A 21,471-nucleotide genomic window follows, 5' to 3' on the forward strand; every position below is an offset into this window, starting at 1 on the left:
TAGAATTTAAATTTTAAAAAACAAGGTAAAGAGCAGGAAAAAGCAATAGCCAGAGGAGATCGCACATATGCCAAAAAGCCGCTCCTGCTTCAATATCTTCTGTTTTAGTTGTGGTATTGCTGTTTTTTACTTTCAATAAAATGATCAGCAAAATTGCCAGGCCTACCACTACATGTATAAAATGGAAGCCGGTAAGCAACCAGTAAAAAGTGAAAAACATATTTTCTTCCAGCCCTAAACCTACTTCCAGTTTTTCCCCGTACTCATGCCATTTTATCACTATAAAGGCACAGCCGGTTATTATGGTCGCCAACATAAAATTAATGCCTGCACTTCTATTTCCCTTTTTAAAATAATGTACTGCAGAAGCCATAAAAAAGCCACTGGTTAACAATACCACGGTGTTAAGGCCTCCTAAGTAGGTGTTGAGCATGGCTGTGGATTGTGCAAAAAGCTCAGGCTCCTGAATTCTGTAGTAAACCAATCCTGCCAATGAAAGACCGAAAGTAAATACTTCCAATAAAATTAATATCCAGAGCAATATGCCTCCCGGAGGGGAAGAAATGCTTTTATAATCAATCTTTTGCTCCTCAATTTTTGCTGTTAGTTCCATTCCAGTAGTCTTTTTTCGCCTTTAATATCTTTTATATCTGTAATGTCCTGCGACATCTCTACAACACCTCGGTAATTCTTTTCCTGATCGCGTACAGCAAAGTACCTGATGTAAATGGTGTGTCCCTTAAAATTGATCCAGAAGGAAGCTTCATTTTTAGTGCCTTCCCTAAATGCTTCCAGTATTTTTAAAACAGTGCCCACGCTTTTTGGCGGATGACAAAATTTAACTTCTCTACCTATTATACCTGCACTTCTGGGAAATACTCTGTCTTCACCACGGTTGTAGAAAATCACTTTGTCATTTTCATCCACATAAGTGAGGTCCAGCGGAATGGTACGGAATAGTAGGTTGACCTGCTCGACCGTCATATATCCTTCATCAAAATGATGACTTTCTTTGTGTGCAAAGGACAAGTCTCTTGATGTGGTGTCATTGGAGGGGTGGATGTAAGCCTCTGCTTCAGTTTTTTCAGGCGCGCAACCAGGCATCCAGCCTATTTCTTCTTCTCCGGATTGCATTTCTTTCCAGTCATTCTCTTCCAACAGCTTTAGGGCATTAGGAAATAACACGGTTTGTTCTACAGCCATTAAATTGTTGATGCCGTCCAGCAGATAGTGAATGTTTATATCTGCTTTTTCAAATTCTTTTTCTTCAACAACCTTTCTCAAAAGCCTGATTTGTTCCCTCAGATTATCGTGAAACGACCACATATTTTGTGAGGGGCCGTTCCATCCGCGTTTCTCCAGATAGGGGAAAAGCTGATTCTCCTTTCGCTCAAATCTCTTGTCGATAGTGCTCAGTTTATTGAATAAGTTGTAGAACAACTGATGGTCTTCTGAAGCCTTTAATGTGCGCAATTCCCAAATGATTTTCTGTAGCAAATCAATCTCCTTCATATAGTGGTTGATGGGATGCCAGGCAGGCAAGTTGGTTATATCGTCTCTTGTTTGCATGATTACTGATTTTTAATTTTTGTGTACAATTTCACTAGTGAATGGATTAAATCCTCCGGTTGAGATAATATTTGGTAATGGTTTTGCCCGAACATTTGGGGCAGATAGTATTTTGCCTGCGACTCAATGGCCACCGCATAGGAATTGATATTTTTCAGATCGAATTCCTTCAATGCCTGCTTCACATCTTGCACTCCATATCTCCCTTCATAGCGATCATAATCGTTGGGTTTTCCATCGCTCAGCAAAATCACCCATTTATTTTGGCTTTCCCTGCTTTGCAAGCGGGTGCCGGCATGACGAAGCGCAGTGCCAATTCTTGTATAACCACTTGGAGCAATGGCACCTACTTTGTGTCGGGCCTGTGCCCATTTCTCATCGAAATCTTTGATAGTAATATAGCTGGAGTGATTTCTGGTTTTGGAATAAAATCCATCTATACAGAAATCGATTCCGAACTCATTCAATATTTCACCAAAAAGTATAGATACTTCCTTTTCCACATCCAATACCTTTCGGTTGTTCACAAAACTGTCAGAGGAAAGGCTTAAATCCAGTAATATCATTAAGGAAAGGTCTTTCTCTTTTTTCCTGTTATCGATATAGATATTTTCATTGGGAGTTCTTTTGGCGTGAATATCTGTATAGAAATCCACCACAGCATCCAAATCGAAATTAGCACCACTGGAAAGCCTTTTCTGCTGTTGGGCTTTGTTATTGATGGAAGCCACCATTTTCCGCAGTGAATTCAGTACGCTTTTATTTTTTTGGATAGTATTTTGATAATAATTGACATCAAGCTCATGCTGAAAATCAGGAAAGAGTTTGCAGAAATCTTGTTTATAGCTTTTTGATTTATAGTCCCATTCATCATAAGCAATAAAGAATTTTTTACTATCCTTTTCGGCACTTTCCGAGACCGTGGCTTGTTCCACAAAATCTGCTTGATATACAGAATGAACAGTTTCATCTACCCGTACTGTTTGCCGCATACGCAATTCTTCCAGGGCATCCTGGTGTTTTTCCAGTTCATCAGATCCGTCAAAATCACGCCATACCCCATCATGCTCTTCCGCAGTTTCTACTTTTTCAAAATTATGCAGCAGTACATAATCCTCCTGTTGTTTTTTATCAATGCTGAGACTTTTAATTTCCTCGACAGCCCGGGCTTTCAGTATGGTGTTGGCTTTATCAGTCGGTTTTTGGACCTTTTCATCAAAGTTTTTTAAAAGCTCATTTTCCTGTGCAGTATTTTGGTGCAGCATCCATTTGCCATAAAGCATGCTGAAATCCGCAGCCTTGTCATCCTCTGCCTTACTTTCGAAATGTTTATAGAGTTTATCATGTAACTGTTCTGCCAGGGGAAATTGCTCATAAAGGACGGGCAAAATTTCTTCGGCACTTTCTAAAGCCATTTTGCGTGATAAAATGACATCATCTTCAGGATAGTTCCAGTTGATATTTTTTTCCTGCTGTATACTTAGATAAAGTAGCCTGAAAAAATAGAAAGAGAGGTTTTCTTCTTTAGTGGGCATTTCCGAAAATACAATTGGCATAAAAAAATTATTGCCTTTATAGCCACCCTCTGCCTCTGCCGGAAATATTTCTATTGCTTTGCCGGTGATAGCGCGAGTCAACAAAGTGAGTCTGGGTTTAATATCTTCCAGTGCTACTTTCTGAGGCAGGCAATTGTTTGTTTTATCTTTCTTGTTTTTCAGGTATTTGGCTACTTTGCCAAAAATCCATTCATCCAGATCAAGTCCCATGATTCATTCATTTAGGTGTTGACTTATATTTGAGTGTTTTTTCATTAATCCCCCAATGCTATTAAGTTAAGCTTTAATTGAAACCCCATCCTTGCATCCTTCCCCAAAGAGAGAAGGAGAATTGTCTTAACTTTATAGCATTGAAACCCAACTCAGCAGGAGAGGGATTAAGACTTTAAATCATCAAATCACATAAATCTTTCAATGAAGTAGTGGTATGTTCATCATCGGTAAGAGGTTCCACCACTGCTACATGCATACTCTGTCTTTTGCCCAGTCCGCTATGGATTAAAATTGAAGCATCCACTAATAACCTTGTAGAAACAGTTTCAGCAAGACCTAATTCTGTCAGGTTTCTTATCTTATTGCCTATAGCCACAATTTTTTTAGCATTGCTATGGTCGATTCCACTTTCTTTTTCTAAAATATGGGTTTCTGTTTTGGCTTCCGGATAGTGGAATGAAAGTGCAATAAACCTTTGCCTTGTAGAAGGCTTCAATTCTTTAAAGCCTTTTTGATAGCCAGGGTTAAAAGAGGCTACCAACATAAAATTAGGATCTGCTTTTATAGTTTCGCCCAGCTTATCAATAAAGAGTTCTCTTCTATGATCAGTCAGGGAGTGAATAGCCACTACCACATCCGGACGGGCTTCCGCCAATTCATCCAGATAAAGAATAGCCCCTTCTTTAATGGCAGTGGTCATTGGCCCGTCTACCCAAACTGTTTCAGCTCCTTTGATAATATACCGGCCGATTAAATCCGTGGCTGAGGTTTCTTCATGGCAACTAATAGTAATTAATCTTTGACCTAGTTTTTCTGCCATGAACTCCACAAAACGGGATTTCCCGCAACCTGTAGGCCCCTTTAATAATAAAGGTAATTTATTGCGCCAGGCATGTTCAAAAATCTCTGCCTCATTATTTATTTCCTGATAAAATGGTAAGTTTTCCATCTTTGATATTTTTAGATTTGTTTCTGATTGTCATTAAAAAGTGATGTGGCCGGAAATCATCTTAACTATGAAAATTAATAAGCTAACCAAAGCTATTTCCGGCCTTTTACATCACGATTCAACTAACTGACCAATTGTGGTTTAACCGGTTCATCGTTATTTACACCAAGTTCATTTTTCTCCATGGCTTCATCTGTTGGACGGCCAAATTTTATGAATTCATAGATGTAAATACCTATGCCTGTGGCAAACATAGTGGCGCAGACCAACATCACTGCGAAGTGAACCACTACCTCATCCTGAACGACCATAAAGTCCATCTTTAATTTTCTTTCCAGGTAAACCTGCACTACACCTGCTACTCCCATTGCTGTAACCATTCCCAGCATCCCGATATTGGAAAGCCAGAAAGCAAGATGGCCGGCAGTATTGTTAAAGCGTTTCCTGCCCGTCATATTAGGCATACTGTAACTAATAATTGCCAGAACAATCATTGCATAAGCTCCCCAGAAAGCATAGTGGCCGTGCATGGCAGTAACCAAAGTACCATGGGTGTAGATATTAGTTTGCGGAAGCGTATGGGCAAATCCTAATAAACCTGCTCCTATAAAGGATACGATGGAAGCTCCGATAGTCCAGAACAAAGCGATTTTGTTGGGGTGGTTCTTTTCGCCTTTTCTGTACATATACACAGCAAATAAGGCCATTGCCAAAAATGCCAGAGGCTCCAGAGCAGAGAAAATACCGCCAACTATTATCCAGATTTTATTTACTCCTATATAGTAGTAGTGGTGACCTGTACCTAAAATACCTGAAAGGAAAGTTAAACCTACAATTACATACAGCCATTTTTCAATCACTTCTCTGTCCACACCGGTCAGTTTGATCAAAAGAAAAGCAAGTATACCACCCATAATCAGTTCCCAAACACCTTCTACCCATAAATGGACTACCCACCAGCGGAAAAATGAATCTGTTACCTGGCTGTCGAACCAGATCATACCAGGTAGGTACAATAAAGCAGCGAAGAGTAAACCCATCACCAATACCATGGCCGTGGTGGTTCTTCTTTTACCTTTATATAAGGTGGTAATGATTATACCGAGGAAAAGTAATACATTAATTACTACCAGGTAATCCAGTTCCCTTGGGATTTCCAAAAATTTTCTCCCTTCCCAGATATTGAAATGATAACCTGTGATGGCGGCAACTCCCACCAATGCCAGGGAGATTAATTGTACATAAGCCAGTTTTACGCTCACCAGTTCTCGTTGGGCTTCCTCCGGAATTATATAATAGGCTGCCCCCATAAAACCACTGAGCAACCAAAGTACCAATAAATTGGTATGGACCGCACGTGCAGTATTAAACGGAGCAAATTCATGTAATACATCAAAACCGATACGTGCAAAGCCCATAATAAAGCCGTACACTATTTGTAGGGAAAACAGCAGCATACACAAGGCAAAAAACCAGTAAGCTACTTTTTGGGATTTATATTTCATCTTTTTATTGTTAAGGTTAGAGAAATCACTGTCAATTTATTTGTTCTTCATTTTTTCCATTCTGTCTTTTGCCAGGGGAGAGACCATATGGTCAAACCCATTGAGATCCAGTTCTCCTATCCATTTAAAATATTCAATCATGGCCTCAGCATCTTCCTCGCTCATTTCGTAGGCCACCATTTTTCTTCCGTTCGGGGCCCATGGTACCGGGGACATCAGAATTGCCTTTATGACAGGCTCACCTTTTCTTTCCACTACTTTAGTGAGCTCAGGCGCGTAATAGCCGCCTTCGCCCATAATGGAATGGCAACCCATGCAGTTATTCGTTTCCCACAGGTGCTTGCCTTGTATTACTTCCGCAGTAATATTTTCATGGTTTGTCTGGTCGTTGGACGGCATCATGGAATAGATTGTTAAGCCAATAAAAATCAGGAAGGTGACCAGTGTACCTCCGAGAAAAAAAGCTTGAGCTTGTGATTTTGATAACATGACAATTTGCTTTAGGTGTATGTTTGTAAATAAAGGATAAAAATGTCTTTTATTATCTCAAATGTAAATCCTGTCCCTTATATTTTAAAATAAATTACAAAATATTTTCATGAGGGATAAGAAGTAGTTTAGTTAGAAAGTGCTTATAAGTGTATTTATGTGGGTTTTTTAGATTTAATACTGCAATAATACATTCTATAAAGTGATAAAAGTCAGCCTTTTTCGGAGGGGTATTGTCAAGCTATTCTAATTGTTGGAAAGCATACTATAGCGATTTATAAAACCACAATAAATATCATATTAAAAGATGACCCTTCACATATTTTACGCTACTTCATCCTCCTACATTTGACTTTAAGAAAGTCTTTATTCCTGAGACCCACTAAATAACACTTATCGATAAATTATTCGCATTTCATGACTTACCACAATAACCTTCATTCATTCCATATTCCAGTAATGGGACTTGCTTATACCATTGATACACCTATCAGACTCGCACATTTGGGGATTTCCTCCGTGTTGTCTTTGGGAGATGACATCCTTATTGAACGTGTCAGGAAATTTTATAGCAGCAAATTCAATCTTTCATTTACGCCCATTGAAGCAGATGAAGATGATGCCCGTGCCAGAAGAATTACGGCCTATCTTGATATGGTGCAGGATATAGTACAGAAGAAGTTTGAATTGCACAAAAACCGGCTGATAGAGAGTGCTTCTTATATGAATAGTTTTCGTGAAATGTTACCTGATTGTTCCAAAGTGAAAAAGGAACTTGAAAAGGTTTGGCTAAAATATGAGATGAGTGATTTAAAAGCATGGCTAAATGAACATCTGAGGCCGGGAAAAATTGATGTGAATATTATGACCAAGCTGGACAATGTAAATTATAAAGGAGCTGAACCTTTAGCGGCTAAATTCAATGATGGACACGCTTCACTGAGAGGTTTTGCGGAAAGTAAAATCTCCTCTTCAGTGGTGTTGTCTGCTGGTATGAATCCACGCTTGTATAGCTATTTTGAAAATTTAAAAGATTTCTATCCTGATAAAGAAGGGCAATTGAATAAGAAGATAATACTTAAAGTAAGTGACTACAGATCGGCTCTTGTTCAGGGGAAATTTTTGGCCAAAAAAGGAATATGGGTATCAGAATATCGTATGGAATCAGGTTTAAATTGTGGAGGTCATGCATTTGCCACACAAGGAAAACTGATGGGTCCTATTTTGGAGGAGTTTAAAAGGAATAAAGATGAATTGATAGCCTCTGTATTTTCTCTCTACAAAACAGCACTTGAAGAAAAAGGTTTTACGGTAGGTGAACAAGCCCCGGAATTACATATTACAGCACAAGGTGGAGTGGGAACTTCCGAAGAACATAACTTTTTATTACAGAATTATGAATTGTCTTCTGTTGGATGGGGAAGTCCGTTTTTGTTGGTCCCTGAAGCAGTTAGTATAGATGAAACCACCAGGAATTTATTATCTGAAGCCAAGGAAGAAGATTTTTACCTGAGCCAGGCCTCTCCTTTGGGAGTGCCTTTTAATAATATTAAAGGCTCCTCACGGCAAGTTGAAATGATGAAAAGCAATGTAAAAGGAAAAACAGGGAGCCCTTGCACCAAAAAATTCCTAAAGCTGAATACTGAGTTTACTGATAAACCAATTTGTACGGCATCTACTAAATACCACAATTTAAAACTGGCTCAAATGGAAAAAGCAGGGTTAAGCAAACAGCAATACCAAAAGGAACATAACGAGCTGATGGAGAAGGAATGCCTTTGCGGAGGTTTATCTACTCCTTTTTTTCTTGAGAATGATATGGATACTAAAATAGAAGGGGCTGGAGTAACAGTTTGTCCCGGGCCTAACCTAGCCTATTTTAGCGGGAAAATCTCCCTTAAAGAGATGATAAGCCATATTTATGGTAGATTGAATTTAATTGATACTGGCTTGCGGCCACATATGTTTATTAAGGAGTTGGAGCTTTACGTTAATTATTTATTCAAAGAACTTGATATGTATAAGTCAGAGCCTAACAATAAAAAGGTAAAATATTTAAAGAATTTTCAGGTTAATCTCTTGGAGGGTATTGACTATTATAAATCTTTGTTTCTTAAAAAGGAAAGCTTTCTTTCCCAGGGAATCAATAGCCTTATAGAACAACTGAATAATTTTGAAAATAAGCTCAAAACAAATCATGTTTTACAAAAAATGTCCGTTTTGGCCTAAATTAGTAATGATTTCAAACGTGTAATAATATTACCATTAAATTAGAGAACAAACTAAAAAAAAGAGAGCACAATATCTGCGCTCTCTTTTACAATTAAATTTTAATAAAATGATTAAAATCTGAAATTTATATCAGCAAAATATCGTCTTCCATCTATACCAAACTGAGTTGTTTGCCATGGATATTTAAACCTTCCTACAAAGTCTAAATTTCTATCTATGGGATGTCCTTCCCTGTCTGAGTAGGCTTCACTGAAAGTATCTGGATATACATTGGCTATATTATTTACACCCAAAGTAAATTGAACATTATCATTCATTTCATAAGAAACGCTTAGGTTGACTATCGTTTTACCTGAGTAGGTTGCATCATCTACCTCATTATTGGACAAGTAAGTAACAGCACCATAATATAAACTTGAAAGAGAAGTAGAAAACTTATCCAAATTATATGTTACGGTTCCTACTACCTTTTCCTGAGGTCTCCAGGTTTCCATTCTTGAAACATCTTCTCTTGAAAAAATATTGTTTTCCAAGTCATTTTCAACAATAAAGTTGGGTAAATTAATAGACTCTACGGTTGTTTCATTAAAGTTTGCAGAAATACTTCCTTCAAAATATCCTTTACCAGCTGTAATGTCATCAAAAGTAAGTACAATGTCCAAACCTTGGGTTTTAGTATCAATGGCATTAAGAAAAAAACCTGCAGACCCTACGCCCACATCTGATAATACCTGGTCGATAGGTGATGCTGGGTCACCTGTTGCTGTCACCTGTCCTGATAAAACTATTCTATCTTCAACAGTTATTTGATAAACATCTGCTGTTAATCCTATATTATCTGTAATCCTGTAGGTTAAGCCCGCACCAACATTAAAAGATGTTTCAGCCTGTAATCTTGGGATTCCTAAAGCACGAAGGGCTGGATTTTCATTTTCTAATATACCATTTTGAACTACACCATTTTCTGTTAAGGTTGTGGTCACAGCTGTATAGTAAATTTGATGCAGCGAAGGTGCTCTAAAACCATTGCTAACAGAAGCTCTGACATTAATTTTATCCTCATATAACTTTACCCTACTGTTTAATTTCCAGGAAATATTTTGGCCAAAATCACTGTAGTTTTCGAAGCGTGTAGCTCCTCCAATCAAAAAGGCATCTGTTATGTCGGTTGTTAATTCAGTATAAAATCCTAGATTACTTCTGTAATTATTAGAAGCATTTTCTGGTTTAAACCCAGGAAAAGATTCCGAACCTGTCCTGTCGCCCTGTGCATCTGGTGAGCCTCCATCTCCATAAGAGGCAAATTCACCAGCTTCAATTTTAAAATTTTCTGTTCGATGTTCAGCACCAAATGCAAGTGTCAGCGCCTTTATTCCAGCTGGTTTGAAAGCACGTGATACATCCAAATTATTAACTATATGACTGAATTCATGAGCACCATTATAAAAATTGGAAGGACTTGTTCCTGCAAAAGATTGGTTAAATGAATTAATGATATAATAGTCAATTCTGTTTTTACCTAAAGTAGAGCTTAAATCAAAATTCCAATCATTGAAATCGCTTCTGAAACCCAATGAAAAAGTATTGTCCAGAATTTGTGGGGCCATTTCAGCTAAGAAGAACTCCTGATTGGGATAAATAGCCTGAAAACCCGGCACCCAATAAGGCACTCTTGCAAATTGTGGTGCTGATCCTGTACGATTTGTTAAAGTTCCAAATGAATATATTTCCGTATTTGATTCTTCACGAAGTGTGTAGCCTGTATTATAGGCAAAGCTTGTGATGGTCATATCTGGCAATCCAACTTGAAAACCAGCTGATGGGTTTCTTGTGAGAAAACCATCTAAGTCAGATAGTGAGTAGTCAGAGGTTTCTGTCACCCCCCAATAGTTGGCTTCATCTTCTAAACTGGTAATTTCTCCTGCTCGTTGCGTTCTTTGCTGGTCAATGTAACTAAAAGTAAAATTGGCATATCCTTTGTCCAAAATATCAACCCCAAACCCTGTATCAAAATTATATTGTTGACCATCACCTTCGGAAGTAACATTATACCCCATATTTATAAAAGGGTCAGATTTCTTTTTGAGTACAAGGTTTATTACACCAGCCACGGCATCAGAGCCATATTGAGCAGCTGCACCATCTCTTAATATTTCTACTCTATCAATCGCAGCTGTTGGGATTGCTTTCATATCCACACCAACTTCACCCCGTCCCGGAGTAACATAACTGTAAACCAATGCGGAACTATTTTTTCTTTTTCCATTTACTAATACTAAAGTTCTACTTGGCAATAAACCTCTTAATCCAGCTGGACTAAAATGAGCTGCCGCATCTGAAATGGGCTGTTGTGTGGCATTATAGGATGGTACTTTGAACATAAGTTGTTGATCCAATACATTTTGACCACTTGTGCTCAATTCAGTGGCAGAGATATTGTCAATGGGTACTGGCGATTCCATTGTAGTGCGTGGAGTTGTACGGCTACCAACAACAGTCACCAAATCCATTGAGCTCACTTCCTTATCAAGGGTAATATCAATTTCTTTGTTTTGTCCTGGAAGTACTTCTATTGATATTTTTTTGGTTTTATAACCAATATAACTAATAACCAAAGTATATTTTCCAGGTTCTAATTCCAGATCAAAATTACCATTTACATCTACCACAGCTCCTTTGGAAGTGCCTTTTACAGCTACAGAAGCTCCAATGAGTGCTTCTCCGGTTTTGCTATCTCTAATTGTGCCACTTAAGGTTTGGCGAATTGTAACGGTATTTTGAATTGTTTTTTTGGCTTCTTTAAGAATAACAATTTGGTCTTTTATACCATATTCCAAATGAGTTCTTAAAGAAAGTTCTTTGAGAAAAGCCGTGATAGTGGCATCCTTTATGTCAATATCAATAGAGCCAACCTGGTTAGACAAGCTGGAATTATAAAAAAACTGATAATCAGTTTGTTTCTCTATTGCATCCACAAGCTCATCTATTGTGGTATTTGTTTTTTGTATGGAGATGCGTTCTTGCGAAAAGGCTCCTGCAGATACAGAGAATAAAGAAAGAAAGAGCAGAATACCTGTTAAATTCATGATTAATAGTACATTTCTTAACTGTCTCCAGCCGATTAGTTTGTCAAATAATTTCATAGTTTTGTATAGTTAGAGTTAAACATTTGGTTTTATTACTAAATAGTTTGAAGGGAATGTTGCCGCATTCCCTTTTTTATTCAATAATTACTTTATTATTACTACTTAAATAAAATTTCACGTCACCTGTCATTTCAATTAATTTTATTACTTCTTTGAAACTACTATAGCGTTTTAGCGTCCCGGTAAATCTTATATTTTTTTTCTCTGGATTTTTATAAACCACTTCAATTGAATACCACCGTGAAAGCACTTCCATAATATGGTCAAGTGGCTGATCCTTAAAATAAAACAAACCGTTTTTCCAGGCGATGAAATGCTCTACATTCACCTGCTTTTGAAAAAGCTCTTGTTTTTTGGGGTGATAGATAGCTTGATTGCCAGGGAAAAGTATAGCGGTATCGTTTTTATCCGTTTCAATTTGAATTTTACCTTTCAAAAGGGTAGAGGTTGTTTCTTCGTTAGGGTAGCTTGTTACATTAAATGAAGTGCCTAAAACCCTAATGGTTTGATTTCCTGTAATGACCTGGAATGGTCTGTTGTTTTCGTGAGCTACTTCGAAATATGCTTCTCCCGATAATTCTACCACGCGACTCTCGGTTCCAAAATTAGCTGGATATTTAAGAGTTGACTCTGAATTTATCCATACTTTGGTTCCATCTGAGAGTATAAGCATAAATTCACCTCCGGTTTGGACTTCCAATAGATGCTGATTTGATGGTTGATTATCAGAGTTGAAATCACCTTTTTTGTATTCTATCGATTCTTTATTGAGATTTAGAAACTTTTTAAATTTCCCATCTATTTTTTGTTTGGAGGTCGATTGCTCTCCCAAAAGTATTTTTTCTCCCCCTCCAAGATGAAGGACAGCCTGCCGTTTGCCAGGCTCTGGATAAATGGGAGTTTGTTTTGCTTCTTCTAAGTGAAATAATTTATCATCTGTTTCATTAAAAAAAGAAATAAAGCTAAAGACGAGTATCAAAGAAGCAGCTACTGATATAAATAACGCTAACCCCAACTTTTTTCTTAAAGAAGGCTCTTTTCTGATTGCTAAGGCTTTTCTTAAGGCTGGTACATCCGCTTTTACCAACTTAATTTTGTTATGTTCCAGATGTTCTTTTGCCTTTGCGTAGTAAACACGATTTTCATGGTCTTCTTCAAGCCATTTATCTAAAAGATATTGCTCATTATCAGTTAAATTCCCGTGAATACTTTTCCAGATAATTTCAAAATCTAATGATATTTTTATTTTTTTATTTCCCATTTCCTTTTCTTGTCAATAGTGTGACAATGTGTTAAGGAAAATGGGTGACAAAATATTTGGATTTTTTGTATTTTGATAAAATTAAATAATGTGATTCTGGCTTAAAGCAGTATTGGCTACTTGTTTTTCATTATATTAATGCTAGAAACAGATTGAGGATTTTTTTATCTAGTACATTTTTCAGTTTCTTTTTTCCTCGTTGTAGTTGAGTTTTAACAGTGTTTTCGGAAATCCCTAGCAATTGGGCAATTTCGTGCCTTTTATTCCCTTTAAAGTATTTTAAAACTAATACATTTTTTATTTGAGTGGGCAACTTTTCTATTTCCACCATTAGCTGTAACTCTAATTCTTGTAATTGCCTATTTTGAGTGACTACTAATTGGCTTTGTAGATTAGCTTCAATATATTGTAGTTTTTTTCTATCTGTAATGTTTAGATTTTTAATATGATTTAAACATCTGTTTTTTATAGCAGTAAAGAGATAGGAGTGTATAGAGCTTTCTATCTTGAATTCTGAAATTTTGAGCCACAGATTTATAAAGAAATTCTGAACCAGTTCTTTACTTTCATCTAAGTCATACAAATAACCATTAGCAAAGCTTACTAGCCTAGGATAATATTCAGAGTAAAGTTGCTCGAAAACGACTTGATTTCCTTGGTTTAGTTGTTGGATAATTAATGATTCTGTTTGCGCAGACAAATTGATTTTTTAAGATAGACTAATTCAATTTAGTAAAAAGGTGCTTAAAATAATAGAAATTATTTAGTAAAACCTCTGCACATTGTTTTAATACAAAGTATTTTAAGATTTATCGCATAATTTATCACAATATTTACTAGTTGGTTTGAAAAACTGGGCTATTGATGGAAGACTAATGTTGAAATCATACTCAAGACCGTTAATAATCCAAAGTTGTTAGTATAAGGGGTTACTTATACAGAATTGGTTGTGACTGTGGAATGCATAATACCACTCCACATTCACATCTCCATAAATGCACTATAAACTATTGTTTTTCGTTTCTGTCGCCTCACTAAATGCATTCAAAATGGTTGTTGTTACGTATTCCCTATTGGCGGTTAACCCATGGGTATCATCCTCAAAAAGATGAAAATCAACTGAGTAATGGTGCTTTTTTAAACTATCAGCAAGAATTTCAGCCTGAGAAAAGTGAACATGTTTATCTGTTTTACTATGAAAGATTAGATAAGGGATCTTGGGCAATAGCTGGGGCCAGTAATTGGCTGATCGTTGAATGATGGATTCTTCCCTTTGTTGATTAAAATCTGGGATTAATTCTTTACAAACTTCTTCAATTTCAGGATGATATTGCATAGTAACTCCCAAATCAGAAACCCCTCCAATACTTGCTACAGCTTTAATATTACTGCCCTGATATTTTTTAAGTGTTAAATAGTTCATCATTCCACCTCGGCTTATTCCCAAAAGTGCGATATTGGCAGTGTCTGCTTTTGGGATTTCGCCCAAATGCTTGATGAGGTTTAAAATATCATTGACATCAGCTCCTCCAAATTCTTCTTTTCCCTCACTGCCACTATTACCACGGTAATTAGAAGCCACCACAACAAAGCCTTCAGCCGCAAATGGCGCCATTATTTCAACTGCGGAGGCTATCAATAGTCTACCTAATTCCTGGTTACCACCTCTGTTGAAAATGATGACAGGGTATTTTCCGGGTTTTTTAGGCTGTACCATAAAACCGGAAATCATCAGGCTGTCACTATTATAAGCCATGGAATGAATTTCTACCTGATCCAAGTAAGTGTAATTTTCCGGATGATGCTTGATTCTTTTTGCAATAGGTGCATTTTGATAGTCTACAGAATGCAGTAAAATGTTGCTTCCGTTGAATTCTCCAAATGTATTCCTTATACTTTCAGGTGCTTTTGGGCTATTGCAACTAATTGTGCAGAAAAAAATTAGAAGTAACGAACTGAACTTGAAATGTGTCATGATTAAATATTTAGTGGGTTTATAAGAATTTCTTAAGGATGATCAGACTCCTGTATTGGATTCCATTTTCCATGATGGGCTCCTTATAGTGACGGACAAAATAATCTGTCTCGGTAGCAACAATTTTAAACCCTAATTTTCGGTAGAGTGTCAATTGCCTCAAACTTGAATTACCGGTACAGATTGTTAGTTCTTTGATGTGATTGGATTTTGCTTTTTTGAAGGCGTCATGAAGCAATAAAGTGCCTATTCCTTTTCCCTGGTAATTTTCAGCTACAGCAATATTTTTGATTTCCCATTCATTTTGTGCTAAATCGAGAAGTGCATAGCATCCTACTGTTTCTCCTTTATAGATGGCAATGTAAATAGTGGCCTTGTCAATGTATTCCTGAACTTTATCTATGTCAGGATCAGCCAGCAACATAAAGTCTATAATGGCTTGTGTAATTGTGTGTGCTTTCTTTATTGCTAGTGTATAACTATTGATGGTGTTCATATTTCCAACAATGATTGCTTGTACATATTATGGAAAAGTAGTGGAAGAAATATGAATCCGAAAATGAAAAATGAACCGCTAAATAATATGTTTGCCAAAAAATCATTGATGAACCTGGCCCAGGTAGAAAGTACAAAGATGATCAAAAATGATTGGCCACTAATCCATTGATACAAAAGTTGTTTGTGTTCCAATTTCTTTTCTTTCCACTTATAGTATAGAATGATGGGGAAACACAAAAGGCCTGCACCGGTTTCTCCTATATAAAGCAGTTTGATAGCGTATGGTAGTCGTAGTATCAGGAATAAAAGCCCGGTTACGAATATAAAACTGAAAATCCATGCCAATAAGTATATTGTTTTTTTCATTTTAGAGATTGTTTAATTGGATACCTCTGACTGACTTGATTGGTACATTCTGAAAAATAAGAATGGTAAAAAACCAATACCAAAAACTAGGAACCCAACTCCCAATAAAATACCTGCTCCCTGAAGGTGAAGTAATTTAAACAGACTGGCAGTTATAATGATCATCAGGCTTAATGTTCCTAAAACCCATTTCAATTTCTCGGAGAGTACAGAGAAAACTTTGTTTTTAAATTTATTGATTAACAAGAGTGGTAGAAAGATAAATGAAATCCCAAGCATACCGCCTAACAATAAAACTGTTGCTCCGGGTAAGTGCATTACCTTGAAAAACGCTCCTGCTGTTGTAGATAAAGCAAAAAGATAGCCTGTAATGTAAGTGAATTGTTTCATGATAATTATTTTTTTATGATTTAGTAAAAAAACTGTTTCTCTTTGAATTTCCTCAAACCCATTGGGGGTAGTTTGTTGGTATGCCTTTTGGAAAGCTTCTTCGAAAGAAGTGCCATCCTGCATTTTCATTTCCACCAGGCAGCAAAAATGGTCGATCAAATCCTCTCTAAGTGCTTTGTTTTTGATGGCACTTCTATTAATCATATCGCTGATATAATCAAAATGCTCGTCTGATATCATATCGCTGGAAATGGTTTATTGCTGTCAAATACAATTTTCTGAAGAGTGGAGATGAAATCTGCCAGCTCATCCATGACTTCGTTTTTAGCTGTTTTCCCTTTGGGAGTCAACCTGTAATACTTCCTGATTCGTTTACCCATACTCACTTCTTCAATGGTTACAATGCCATCACTAAGGAGTTTGTGAAGAGTGGGATAGAGACTGCCATCTTTGATCAAGATTTTTCCCTCAGAAATTTCCTTTACTTTCTGGCAAATTTCATAACCGTACATTCTATCATTCTCTTCAAGCAATTTCAGAATGATTACTCCCAATGTGCCTTTTAATAATTCTTTTGAATACATATTACAAAGATACATCATAATCCGATATATCAAATTAAAATGGTAAAATATTTTTTTAAATAACCTATTCCGTTTATTTATAATTTAAAGCTTTTATATATTGAAACTTATTTCGAATGAGTTATGGCAATAGATAGAATTAATGATTTAATAAACAGAAGTAACTTAGTTAGTAGGGATTTGAGTTGGCTCCAATTTAACTACAGGGTATTGGACCAGGCTCGGCAAACAGAAAGGAATGTATTTGAAAGATTAAAATTCCTGGCCATTACTGCCTCTAACCTGGATGAATTTTTCATGATCAGGGTAGGCTCCTTATATAATTATATAGACTACGGCAGAGAGCGTGTAGACTATTCCGGATTACGTGAATTACCTTTCAGAAAAAAACTACTTACTGAGTGCCAGGATTTTGTAAAATCACAGAATAAGCTTTTTTCTGAGATTTTGGAACCGCTTTTTGAAGAGAATGATTTTAAAATCGTTAAAATGAGCGATTTAAAAGAGTCGGAAATGAAGCGGGCCAGATCTTTCTTTGACAAGATTATTTTTCCAATGCTTACCCCAATGGTGTATGATAACTATCATACGTTCCCCATACTCATGAATAAATTACTGATTTTTTCAGTAGTTACCCGCAACCACGGAGATAAAAAAGATAATAAAAAACTATCTTTTATTCAGATGCCTCAAAATATTCAGAGGTTTTTTGAAATAGAGAGGGATGGAAAAATATTATTTCTTCCAATAGAAGAATTGGTGAGGGCCAATATTGATCAACTTTTCAGAAACATCGAAATTCTTTCGGTCAATATGTTTAGAATTACCAGAAACGGGGATTTCACACTTGAAGAAAGCGATGATATAGAGGCTAATTTCCTGGAAGAAATGCGCAAAAAGCTTAAAACACGTAAAACAGGCCGTGTTGTGCGTATAGAGATAGACAAAGACTATGACAAATGGATGATGAAAGTCCTTTCCGACAGATGGGAAATGGACAAAGACAATATTTTCAAATTTGGCGATAACTCCTTATTGGATTATGCAGCTCTCTGGCAGGTAATTAAACACAATGAGTTTAAGGATAAAATACCTGAAACCCAGGCTCCGGTTCCTCCTTTAACCTTTCCGGAGCACAAATCAGATTCTGACAATATTTTCGAGATATTAAAAGACAGGGATATCCTCTTACATCATCCTTATAATAATATTGAACCTGTTTTGGATATGATAGAAAAAGCCTCGGATGATCCCAAGGTGCTTTCTATTAAATTGACTATTTACAGATTGGCCAGAAATTCCAGGATTGTGGATGCTTTATTGAAGGCAACAGAAAATGGTATCCACGTATCAGTGCTTTTTGAGGTGAAGGCACGTTTCGATGAAGAAAACAATATCAGGGAAGCCAAACGATTGCAAAAAGCCGGCTGTTTTGTGATTTATGGTATTAGCAGGTTTAAAACCCATACCAAGCTGTTAATGATTGTCCGCAAAGAAGGGGAGAAGGTTACACGCTATTTACACATGGCAAGTGGTAACTACAATGAAGAAACTGCCCGGCTCTATACCGATATAGGCTTAATGACCACGGATGAAGTGTATGCTCAGGATATCTCTGAGTTTTTCAATGTAATTACCGGACATAGTCACCCTCAGGAATACGAGCGATTGATTACTGCGCCCAAGGATATGCGTAATAAGCTGATTGCCCTGATTAGAAATGAAGCAAATAACGCCAGGGAAGGTTTGCCATCAGGGATATGCATTAAAATCAATTCATTGGAGGATAAAGAGGCCATTGATGAATTGTATGCGGCTTCACAGGCGGGTGTGTCCATCAAGCTAATTGTGAGGGGGATTTGTTGCCTGAGACCCGGCAGAATAGGCTTAAGCGAAAATATATCTGTTTGTTCTATTGTAGGCAATTACCTTGAGCATTCAAGGATTTATTATTTTCACAATAATGGGGAACCCAAAGTGTATGGTGGTAGTGCTGATATGATGGTGCGGTCGTTTGAAAGACGTTTGGAATCTCTTTTTCTGATTGTAGATGAAACATTGAAGAAACAAGTAATGAATATCCTCCGGTATAACCTGAGAGATAATGTAAACTCCTACATAATGAATGAGGATGGCAGTTATTCTCTTAAGAAAAACAAAGATGTGGAGCCGTTCAACATACATAAGGAATTTTATAAGCTCACTCCTGAAATCATTGAGGACGTAAAACTATTTTGAATAATAATGGGAGAAATGGCCCGTAAATAAATTCAGTTAAACACAACTTATGAATATCAAAACAACGCTCATTAGCTCTTTTTTCGTGCTGTTCCTTCAACCCTTACTTTTTGGGCAGGTACCTTTAAATGTAACCATGAAGACGGAGATCAAAGAAGCAACTGTTTTCCTTCAAGGAGCTCAGGTTTTCAGATCTGGAGCAACTACTATTGAAGCAGGAAAATCAAGTATCGTCATGAAGTCGCTGTCCCCACATTTGGATGATAAAAGTATTCAAGTGAAAGGAGAGGGGGATTTTACGATATTATCTGTCAACAGGAAATTCAATTATTTGAATGAACTGAGCAAGGATAAACAAATAGATAGCCTTACTGGCAGAATTGATATACTTGAAAAAAAGCTATCCAATCAAGCAGCAAGGTTAGAGGTGTTAAAAGAAAAGCAAAGTGTGCTTGATCAAAATAAGGAATTGAAAGGGAACACCAATTCCCTGCAACAACTGAAGCAAGCAATTGAATTTTATGATAAGGAATTAACAGCCATTAAATCAGAAGAACTTAAGATTTATCTGGAAAGGGAACTCCTGGAGCAAGAAAAACAAAAGCTGCAGAGTCAGGTTAATTCCGTAAAGAAGCAAAAAGATTTCCCTTCAAGTGAAATAGTAATTCAGGTAGAGTCCGTTAAAAAGGTTCAGGCAAATTTTACCATTTCCTATTTTGTGCAAAATGCAGGTTGGTATCCTAAATATGATGTGAAAGTAACTGATGTAGAGAGTCCAGTTAATATTAGCTATAAAGCCAGTGTGTATCAAAATACTGGTGTTGATTGGGATAATGTGAGGTTGAAATTTTCAAATACCGAGCCTAACAAAGGAAATTTGGTGCCAAAACTTGAGCCGTGGCTTTTGAATTTCAACAGGAATACCCATTTCCGGCAAAAGATCATGGATGAAAATTTTTCCAATAATATTGGTGATGTTTATGGGATAGTAACTGATGAAGAAACAGGAGAACCCCTTCCAGGAGCCAATGTGATGGTTAAAAGCTCTAATATTGGTACAACTACCGATTTGAGTGGCAGGTATAGCTTAACCTTACCTCAAAATGCCCAACAATTAGTGATTTCTTTTATTGGAATGGAAACTAAGGAATTACCTATTAACTCTCCCCAAATCAATGTCTGGCTAAGGCCGGATGTTCAGCAATTATCGGAAGTAGTGGTTACAGGATATGGATATAGTGCGAGTCAGTCTTCTCGTGAAGTTAAATTAAGAGGTGTATCATCACTAAAGAAAGCTGAAACCATTACAACTCGAACTATTGAAAATCAGAAAAGTGTGGAGTTTGAGGTGGAAGAACCTTATACCATCAAGACTAATTGGGAAGCCCTTACCGTTGATTTGAAGGATATAAACGTGGAAGCTATCTACGAGTATTATGCAGTGCCAAAGCTGGATAAGAATGCATTCCTGATGGCTAGAATCATTAACTGGGAACAGTTTAACCTTTTGGAAGGAGAGGCCAACCTTTTCTTTGAAGGAGGCTATGTAGGAAGAACTATCCTTGATGCCAATATACTTTCAGATACATTGGATATTTCGTTAGGTAGAGACAAAAGCATAATGATTAATAGAGAGAAAGTTGATGAATTTACCAAAAGAAGGTTTATTGGCTCTAATCAAACAGAGAATGTAGGATTTAACATTACTGTACGTAATAAGAAAAGCCAGGCAGTGAAATTGATATTATTTGATCAGGTGCCTGTTTCAGCGAATAGCAATATAGAAGTTATTGCTACCGATATTTCCGGAGGAAAACTAGAAGATAAAACCGGGGAGATTAGCTGGGAATTGAAGTTAGCACCTCAAAAGCAACAGGAACTTAAACTACAATATGAAGTGAAGTACCCTAAAAACGAACAACTGATTTTGGAATAATTTTTTAGATTTAGTGGTCAAAAATAGTTGGTAAAAACACGCCAATTTTCACTTGTCACAATGGATTGTGGATTAAAGTAACCTCTCGATTACTGGATTAATGATTATCCATCATTAACAATTCAGGAACCATTTCATGGCAAGACTATCTTCTTTGAATATTTTGGTGACGAAAGGTAAATTATCGTCATCGGTATGATAATCATCCACTTTATTGGAAGCAAACTGGGAAATGGGTGCAATTACTGCCTGGTGCGTAAACCCCAATTGCTCATATTTAGGATTGATTTCCTCATTGAGCCAGGTAATATCTTCATTTCTTATAAGCTCCAACTCTTTGGTGTCTGCAAACAATAAAAATTTGGTTTGATCCTCCATTTTAATTTTGGGAAGCTCTGTCTTATAAATTTCCAGAGAGTTGCCAATCAAATCCCTAAAAACAATCGGGTTGAAGATTCCCCTCCATACTTCTTTAATATAAGGCATCCCCCTAATTTCCTCTATGGTGATTCTCAATTTTGGGTGAGTATAAAGTCTCATAAATGATATTTTGTCTTAATTTAG

The 21,471-nt window shown here is 36.8% G+C and carries 18 protein-coding genes; 3 read left to right on the forward strand and 15 right to left on the reverse strand.

Annotated features, from left to right (window positions below; all coding sequences use genetic code 11):
* Positions 1 to 13: 13 nt before the first annotated feature.
* The 6 genes from JKA74_RS03085 to JKA74_RS03110 all read right to left on the reverse strand — a co-directional run bounded on the left by JKA74_RS03085 (position 14) and on the right by JKA74_RS03110 (position 6,281).
* Positions 14 to 613: a cytochrome c oxidase subunit 3 gene (locus JKA74_RS03085; protein WP_201429687.1), complete on the reverse strand. Its 600-nt coding sequence runs from the start codon at positions 611 to 613 to the stop codon at positions 14 to 16.
* Positions 604 to 1,569 (reverse strand): DUF438 domain-containing protein, encoded by a 966-nt coding sequence (locus JKA74_RS03090; RefSeq protein ID WP_201429688.1) that lies wholly within the window; start codon positions 1,567 to 1,569, stop codon positions 604 to 606. The genes JKA74_RS03085 and JKA74_RS03090 overlap by 10 nt, the downstream gene beginning before the upstream one ends.
* Before the next feature lie 2 nt (positions 1,570 to 1,571).
* Positions 1,572 to 3,335, reverse strand: a complete 1,764-nt coding sequence (locus JKA74_RS03095; RefSeq protein ID WP_201429689.1) for a nitric oxide reductase activation protein NorD — start codon at positions 3,333 to 3,335, stop codon at positions 1,572 to 1,574.
* A 175-nt stretch (positions 3,336 to 3,510) separates the two neighbouring features.
* Positions 3,511 to 4,287 (reverse strand): CbbQ/NirQ/NorQ/GpvN family protein, encoded by a 777-nt coding sequence (locus JKA74_RS03100; protein WP_201429690.1) that lies wholly within the window; start codon positions 4,285 to 4,287, stop codon positions 3,511 to 3,513.
* Between the two features lie 122 nt (positions 4,288 to 4,409).
* The gene (locus tag JKA74_RS03105) at positions 4,410 to 5,792 is read right to left on the reverse strand and encodes a cbb3-type cytochrome c oxidase subunit I (protein WP_201429691.1); all 1,383 of its coding nucleotides are present in this window, start codon (positions 5,790 to 5,792) and stop codon (positions 4,410 to 4,412) included.
* 36 nt (positions 5,793 to 5,828) lie between these two features.
* Positions 5,829 to 6,281 carry a c-type cytochrome gene (locus tag JKA74_RS03110; RefSeq protein WP_201429692.1) on the reverse strand — a complete coding sequence of 151 codons (453 nt, stop codon included), beginning with the start codon at positions 6,279 to 6,281 and terminating at the stop codon, positions 5,829 to 5,831.
* Positions 6,282 to 6,698: 417 nt separating this feature from the next.
* Here JKA74_RS03110 and JKA74_RS03115 point away from each other — a divergent pair, with 417 nt between their 5' ends.
* Positions 6,699 to 8,510 (forward strand): hypothetical protein, encoded by a 1,812-nt coding sequence (locus JKA74_RS03115; protein ID WP_201429693.1) that lies wholly within the window; start codon positions 6,699 to 6,701, stop codon positions 8,508 to 8,510.
* 113 nt (positions 8,511 to 8,623) lie between these two features.
* Here the strand turns inward: JKA74_RS03115 and JKA74_RS03120 are convergent, their stop codons facing one another.
* The 8 genes from JKA74_RS03120 to JKA74_RS03155 all read right to left on the reverse strand — a co-directional run bounded on the left by JKA74_RS03120 (position 8,624) and on the right by JKA74_RS03155 (position 16,733).
* Entirely contained in the window at positions 8,624 to 11,656 is a 3,033-nt protein-coding gene (locus JKA74_RS03120; protein WP_201429694.1) for a TonB-dependent receptor, read from the reverse strand.
* A 76-nt stretch (positions 11,657 to 11,732) separates the two neighbouring features.
* Positions 11,733 to 12,920 carry a FecR domain-containing protein gene (locus JKA74_RS03125; RefSeq protein ID WP_201429695.1) on the reverse strand — a complete coding sequence of 396 codons (1,188 nt, stop codon included), beginning with the start codon at positions 12,918 to 12,920 and terminating at the stop codon, positions 11,733 to 11,735.
* A 130-nt stretch (positions 12,921 to 13,050) separates the two neighbouring features.
* Positions 13,051 to 13,620, reverse strand: coding sequence for an RNA polymerase sigma factor (locus JKA74_RS03130; protein WP_201429696.1), 570 nt, complete (start codon positions 13,618 to 13,620; stop codon positions 13,051 to 13,053).
* 300 nt (positions 13,621 to 13,920) lie between these two features.
* Positions 13,921 to 14,895, reverse strand: coding sequence for an alpha/beta hydrolase family protein (locus JKA74_RS03135; RefSeq protein ID WP_201429697.1), 975 nt, complete (start codon positions 14,893 to 14,895; stop codon positions 13,921 to 13,923).
* A gap of 19 nt (positions 14,896 to 14,914) precedes the next feature.
* Entirely contained in the window at positions 14,915 to 15,391 is a 477-nt protein-coding gene (locus tag JKA74_RS03140; protein WP_201429698.1) for a GNAT family N-acetyltransferase, read from the reverse strand.
* The gene (locus tag JKA74_RS03145; protein ID WP_201429699.1) at positions 15,388 to 15,759 is read right to left on the reverse strand and encodes a hypothetical protein; all 372 of its coding nucleotides are present in this window, start codon (positions 15,757 to 15,759) and stop codon (positions 15,388 to 15,390) included. Before JKA74_RS03145 ends, JKA74_RS03140 begins: the two co-directional genes overlap by 4 nt.
* A gap of 12 nt (positions 15,760 to 15,771) precedes the next feature.
* Positions 15,772 to 16,389, reverse strand: coding sequence for an MFS transporter (locus tag JKA74_RS03150; protein WP_201429700.1), 618 nt, complete (start codon positions 16,387 to 16,389; stop codon positions 15,772 to 15,774).
* Positions 16,386 to 16,733, reverse strand: a complete 348-nt coding sequence (locus tag JKA74_RS03155; RefSeq protein ID WP_201429701.1) for a PadR family transcriptional regulator — start codon at positions 16,731 to 16,733, stop codon at positions 16,386 to 16,388. Before JKA74_RS03155 ends, JKA74_RS03150 begins: the two co-directional genes overlap by 4 nt.
* A 123-nt stretch (positions 16,734 to 16,856) precedes the next feature.
* Here JKA74_RS03155 and ppk1 point away from each other — a divergent pair, with 123 nt between their 5' ends.
* Both ppk1 and JKA74_RS03165 read left to right on the forward strand, forming a co-directional pair.
* On the forward strand, positions 16,857 to 18,971 hold the full coding sequence (ppk1, locus tag JKA74_RS03160; RefSeq protein ID WP_201429702.1) for a polyphosphate kinase 1: 2,115 nt from the start codon (positions 16,857 to 16,859) through the stop codon (positions 18,969 to 18,971).
* A gap of 49 nt (positions 18,972 to 19,020) precedes the next feature.
* Positions 19,021 to 20,907: a DUF4139 domain-containing protein gene (locus tag JKA74_RS03165; RefSeq protein ID WP_201429703.1), complete on the forward strand. Its 1,887-nt coding sequence runs from the start codon at positions 19,021 to 19,023 to the stop codon at positions 20,905 to 20,907.
* A 114-nt stretch (positions 20,908 to 21,021) separates the two neighbouring features.
* On the opposite strand, the gene JKA74_RS03170 is transcribed toward JKA74_RS03165, so the two are convergent.
* The gene (locus tag JKA74_RS03170; RefSeq protein WP_201429704.1) at positions 21,022 to 21,447 is read right to left on the reverse strand and encodes a hypothetical protein; all 426 of its coding nucleotides are present in this window, start codon (positions 21,445 to 21,447) and stop codon (positions 21,022 to 21,024) included.
* Between the last annotated feature and the right edge of the window lie 24 nt (positions 21,448 to 21,471).

Source organism: Marivirga aurantiaca (assembly GCF_016679925.1).
In the GTDB taxonomy this organism is placed as follows: Bacteria; Bacteroidota; Bacteroidia; order Cytophagales; family Cyclobacteriaceae; genus Marivirga; species Marivirga aurantiaca.

Excerpts from the sequence above, each read along its gene's own strand:
- JKA74_RS03135 (WP_201429697.1), bottom strand. The coding sequence starts at position 14,895 with ATGACACATTTCAAGTTCAGTTCGTTACTTCTAATTTTTTTCTGCACA.
- JKA74_RS03125 (WP_201429695.1), bottom strand. The coding sequence starts at position 12,920 with ATGGGAAATAAAAAAATAAAAATATCATTAGATTTTGAAATTATCTGG.
- JKA74_RS03105 (WP_201429691.1), bottom strand. The coding sequence starts at position 5,792 with ATGAAATATAAATCCCAAAAAGTAGCTTACTGGTTTTTTGCCTTGTGT.
- JKA74_RS03110 (WP_201429692.1), bottom strand. The coding sequence starts at position 6,281 with ATGTTATCAAAATCACAAGCTCAAGCTTTTTTTCTCGGAGGTACACTG.
- JKA74_RS03145 (WP_201429699.1), bottom strand. The coding sequence starts at position 15,759 with ATGAAAAAAACAATATACTTATTGGCATGGATTTTCAGTTTTATATTC.
- ppk1 (WP_201429702.1), top strand. The coding sequence starts at position 16,857 with ATGGCAATAGATAGAATTAATGATTTAATAAACAGAAGTAACTTAGTT.
- JKA74_RS03090 (WP_201429688.1), bottom strand. The coding sequence starts at position 1,569 with ATGCAAACAAGAGACGATATAACCAACTTGCCTGCCTGGCATCCCATC.
- JKA74_RS03085 (WP_201429687.1), bottom strand. The coding sequence starts at position 613 with ATGGAACTAACAGCAAAAATTGAGGAGCAAAAGATTGATTATAAAAGC.
- JKA74_RS03150 (WP_201429700.1), bottom strand. The coding sequence starts at position 16,389 with ATGATATCAGACGAGCATTTTGATTATATCAGCGATATGATTAATAGA.
- JKA74_RS03095 (WP_201429689.1), bottom strand. The coding sequence starts at position 3,335 with ATGGGACTTGATCTGGATGAATGGATTTTTGGCAAAGTAGCCAAATAC.
- JKA74_RS03120 (WP_201429694.1), bottom strand. The coding sequence starts at position 11,656 with ATGAAATTATTTGACAAACTAATCGGCTGGAGACAGTTAAGAAATGTA.
- JKA74_RS03165 (WP_201429703.1), top strand. The coding sequence starts at position 19,021 with ATGAATATCAAAACAACGCTCATTAGCTCTTTTTTCGTGCTGTTCCTT.
- JKA74_RS03115 (WP_201429693.1), top strand. The coding sequence starts at position 6,699 with ATGACTTACCACAATAACCTTCATTCATTCCATATTCCAGTAATGGGA.
- JKA74_RS03140 (WP_201429698.1), bottom strand. The coding sequence starts at position 15,391 with ATGAACACCATCAATAGTTATACACTAGCAATAAAGAAAGCACACACA.
- JKA74_RS03100 (WP_201429690.1), bottom strand. The coding sequence starts at position 4,287 with ATGGAAAACTTACCATTTTATCAGGAAATAAATAATGAGGCAGAGATT.
- JKA74_RS03170 (WP_201429704.1), bottom strand. The coding sequence starts at position 21,447 with ATGAGACTTTATACTCACCCAAAATTGAGAATCACCATAGAGGAAATT.
- JKA74_RS03155 (WP_201429701.1), bottom strand. The coding sequence starts at position 16,733 with ATGTATTCAAAAGAATTATTAAAAGGCACATTGGGAGTAATCATTCTG.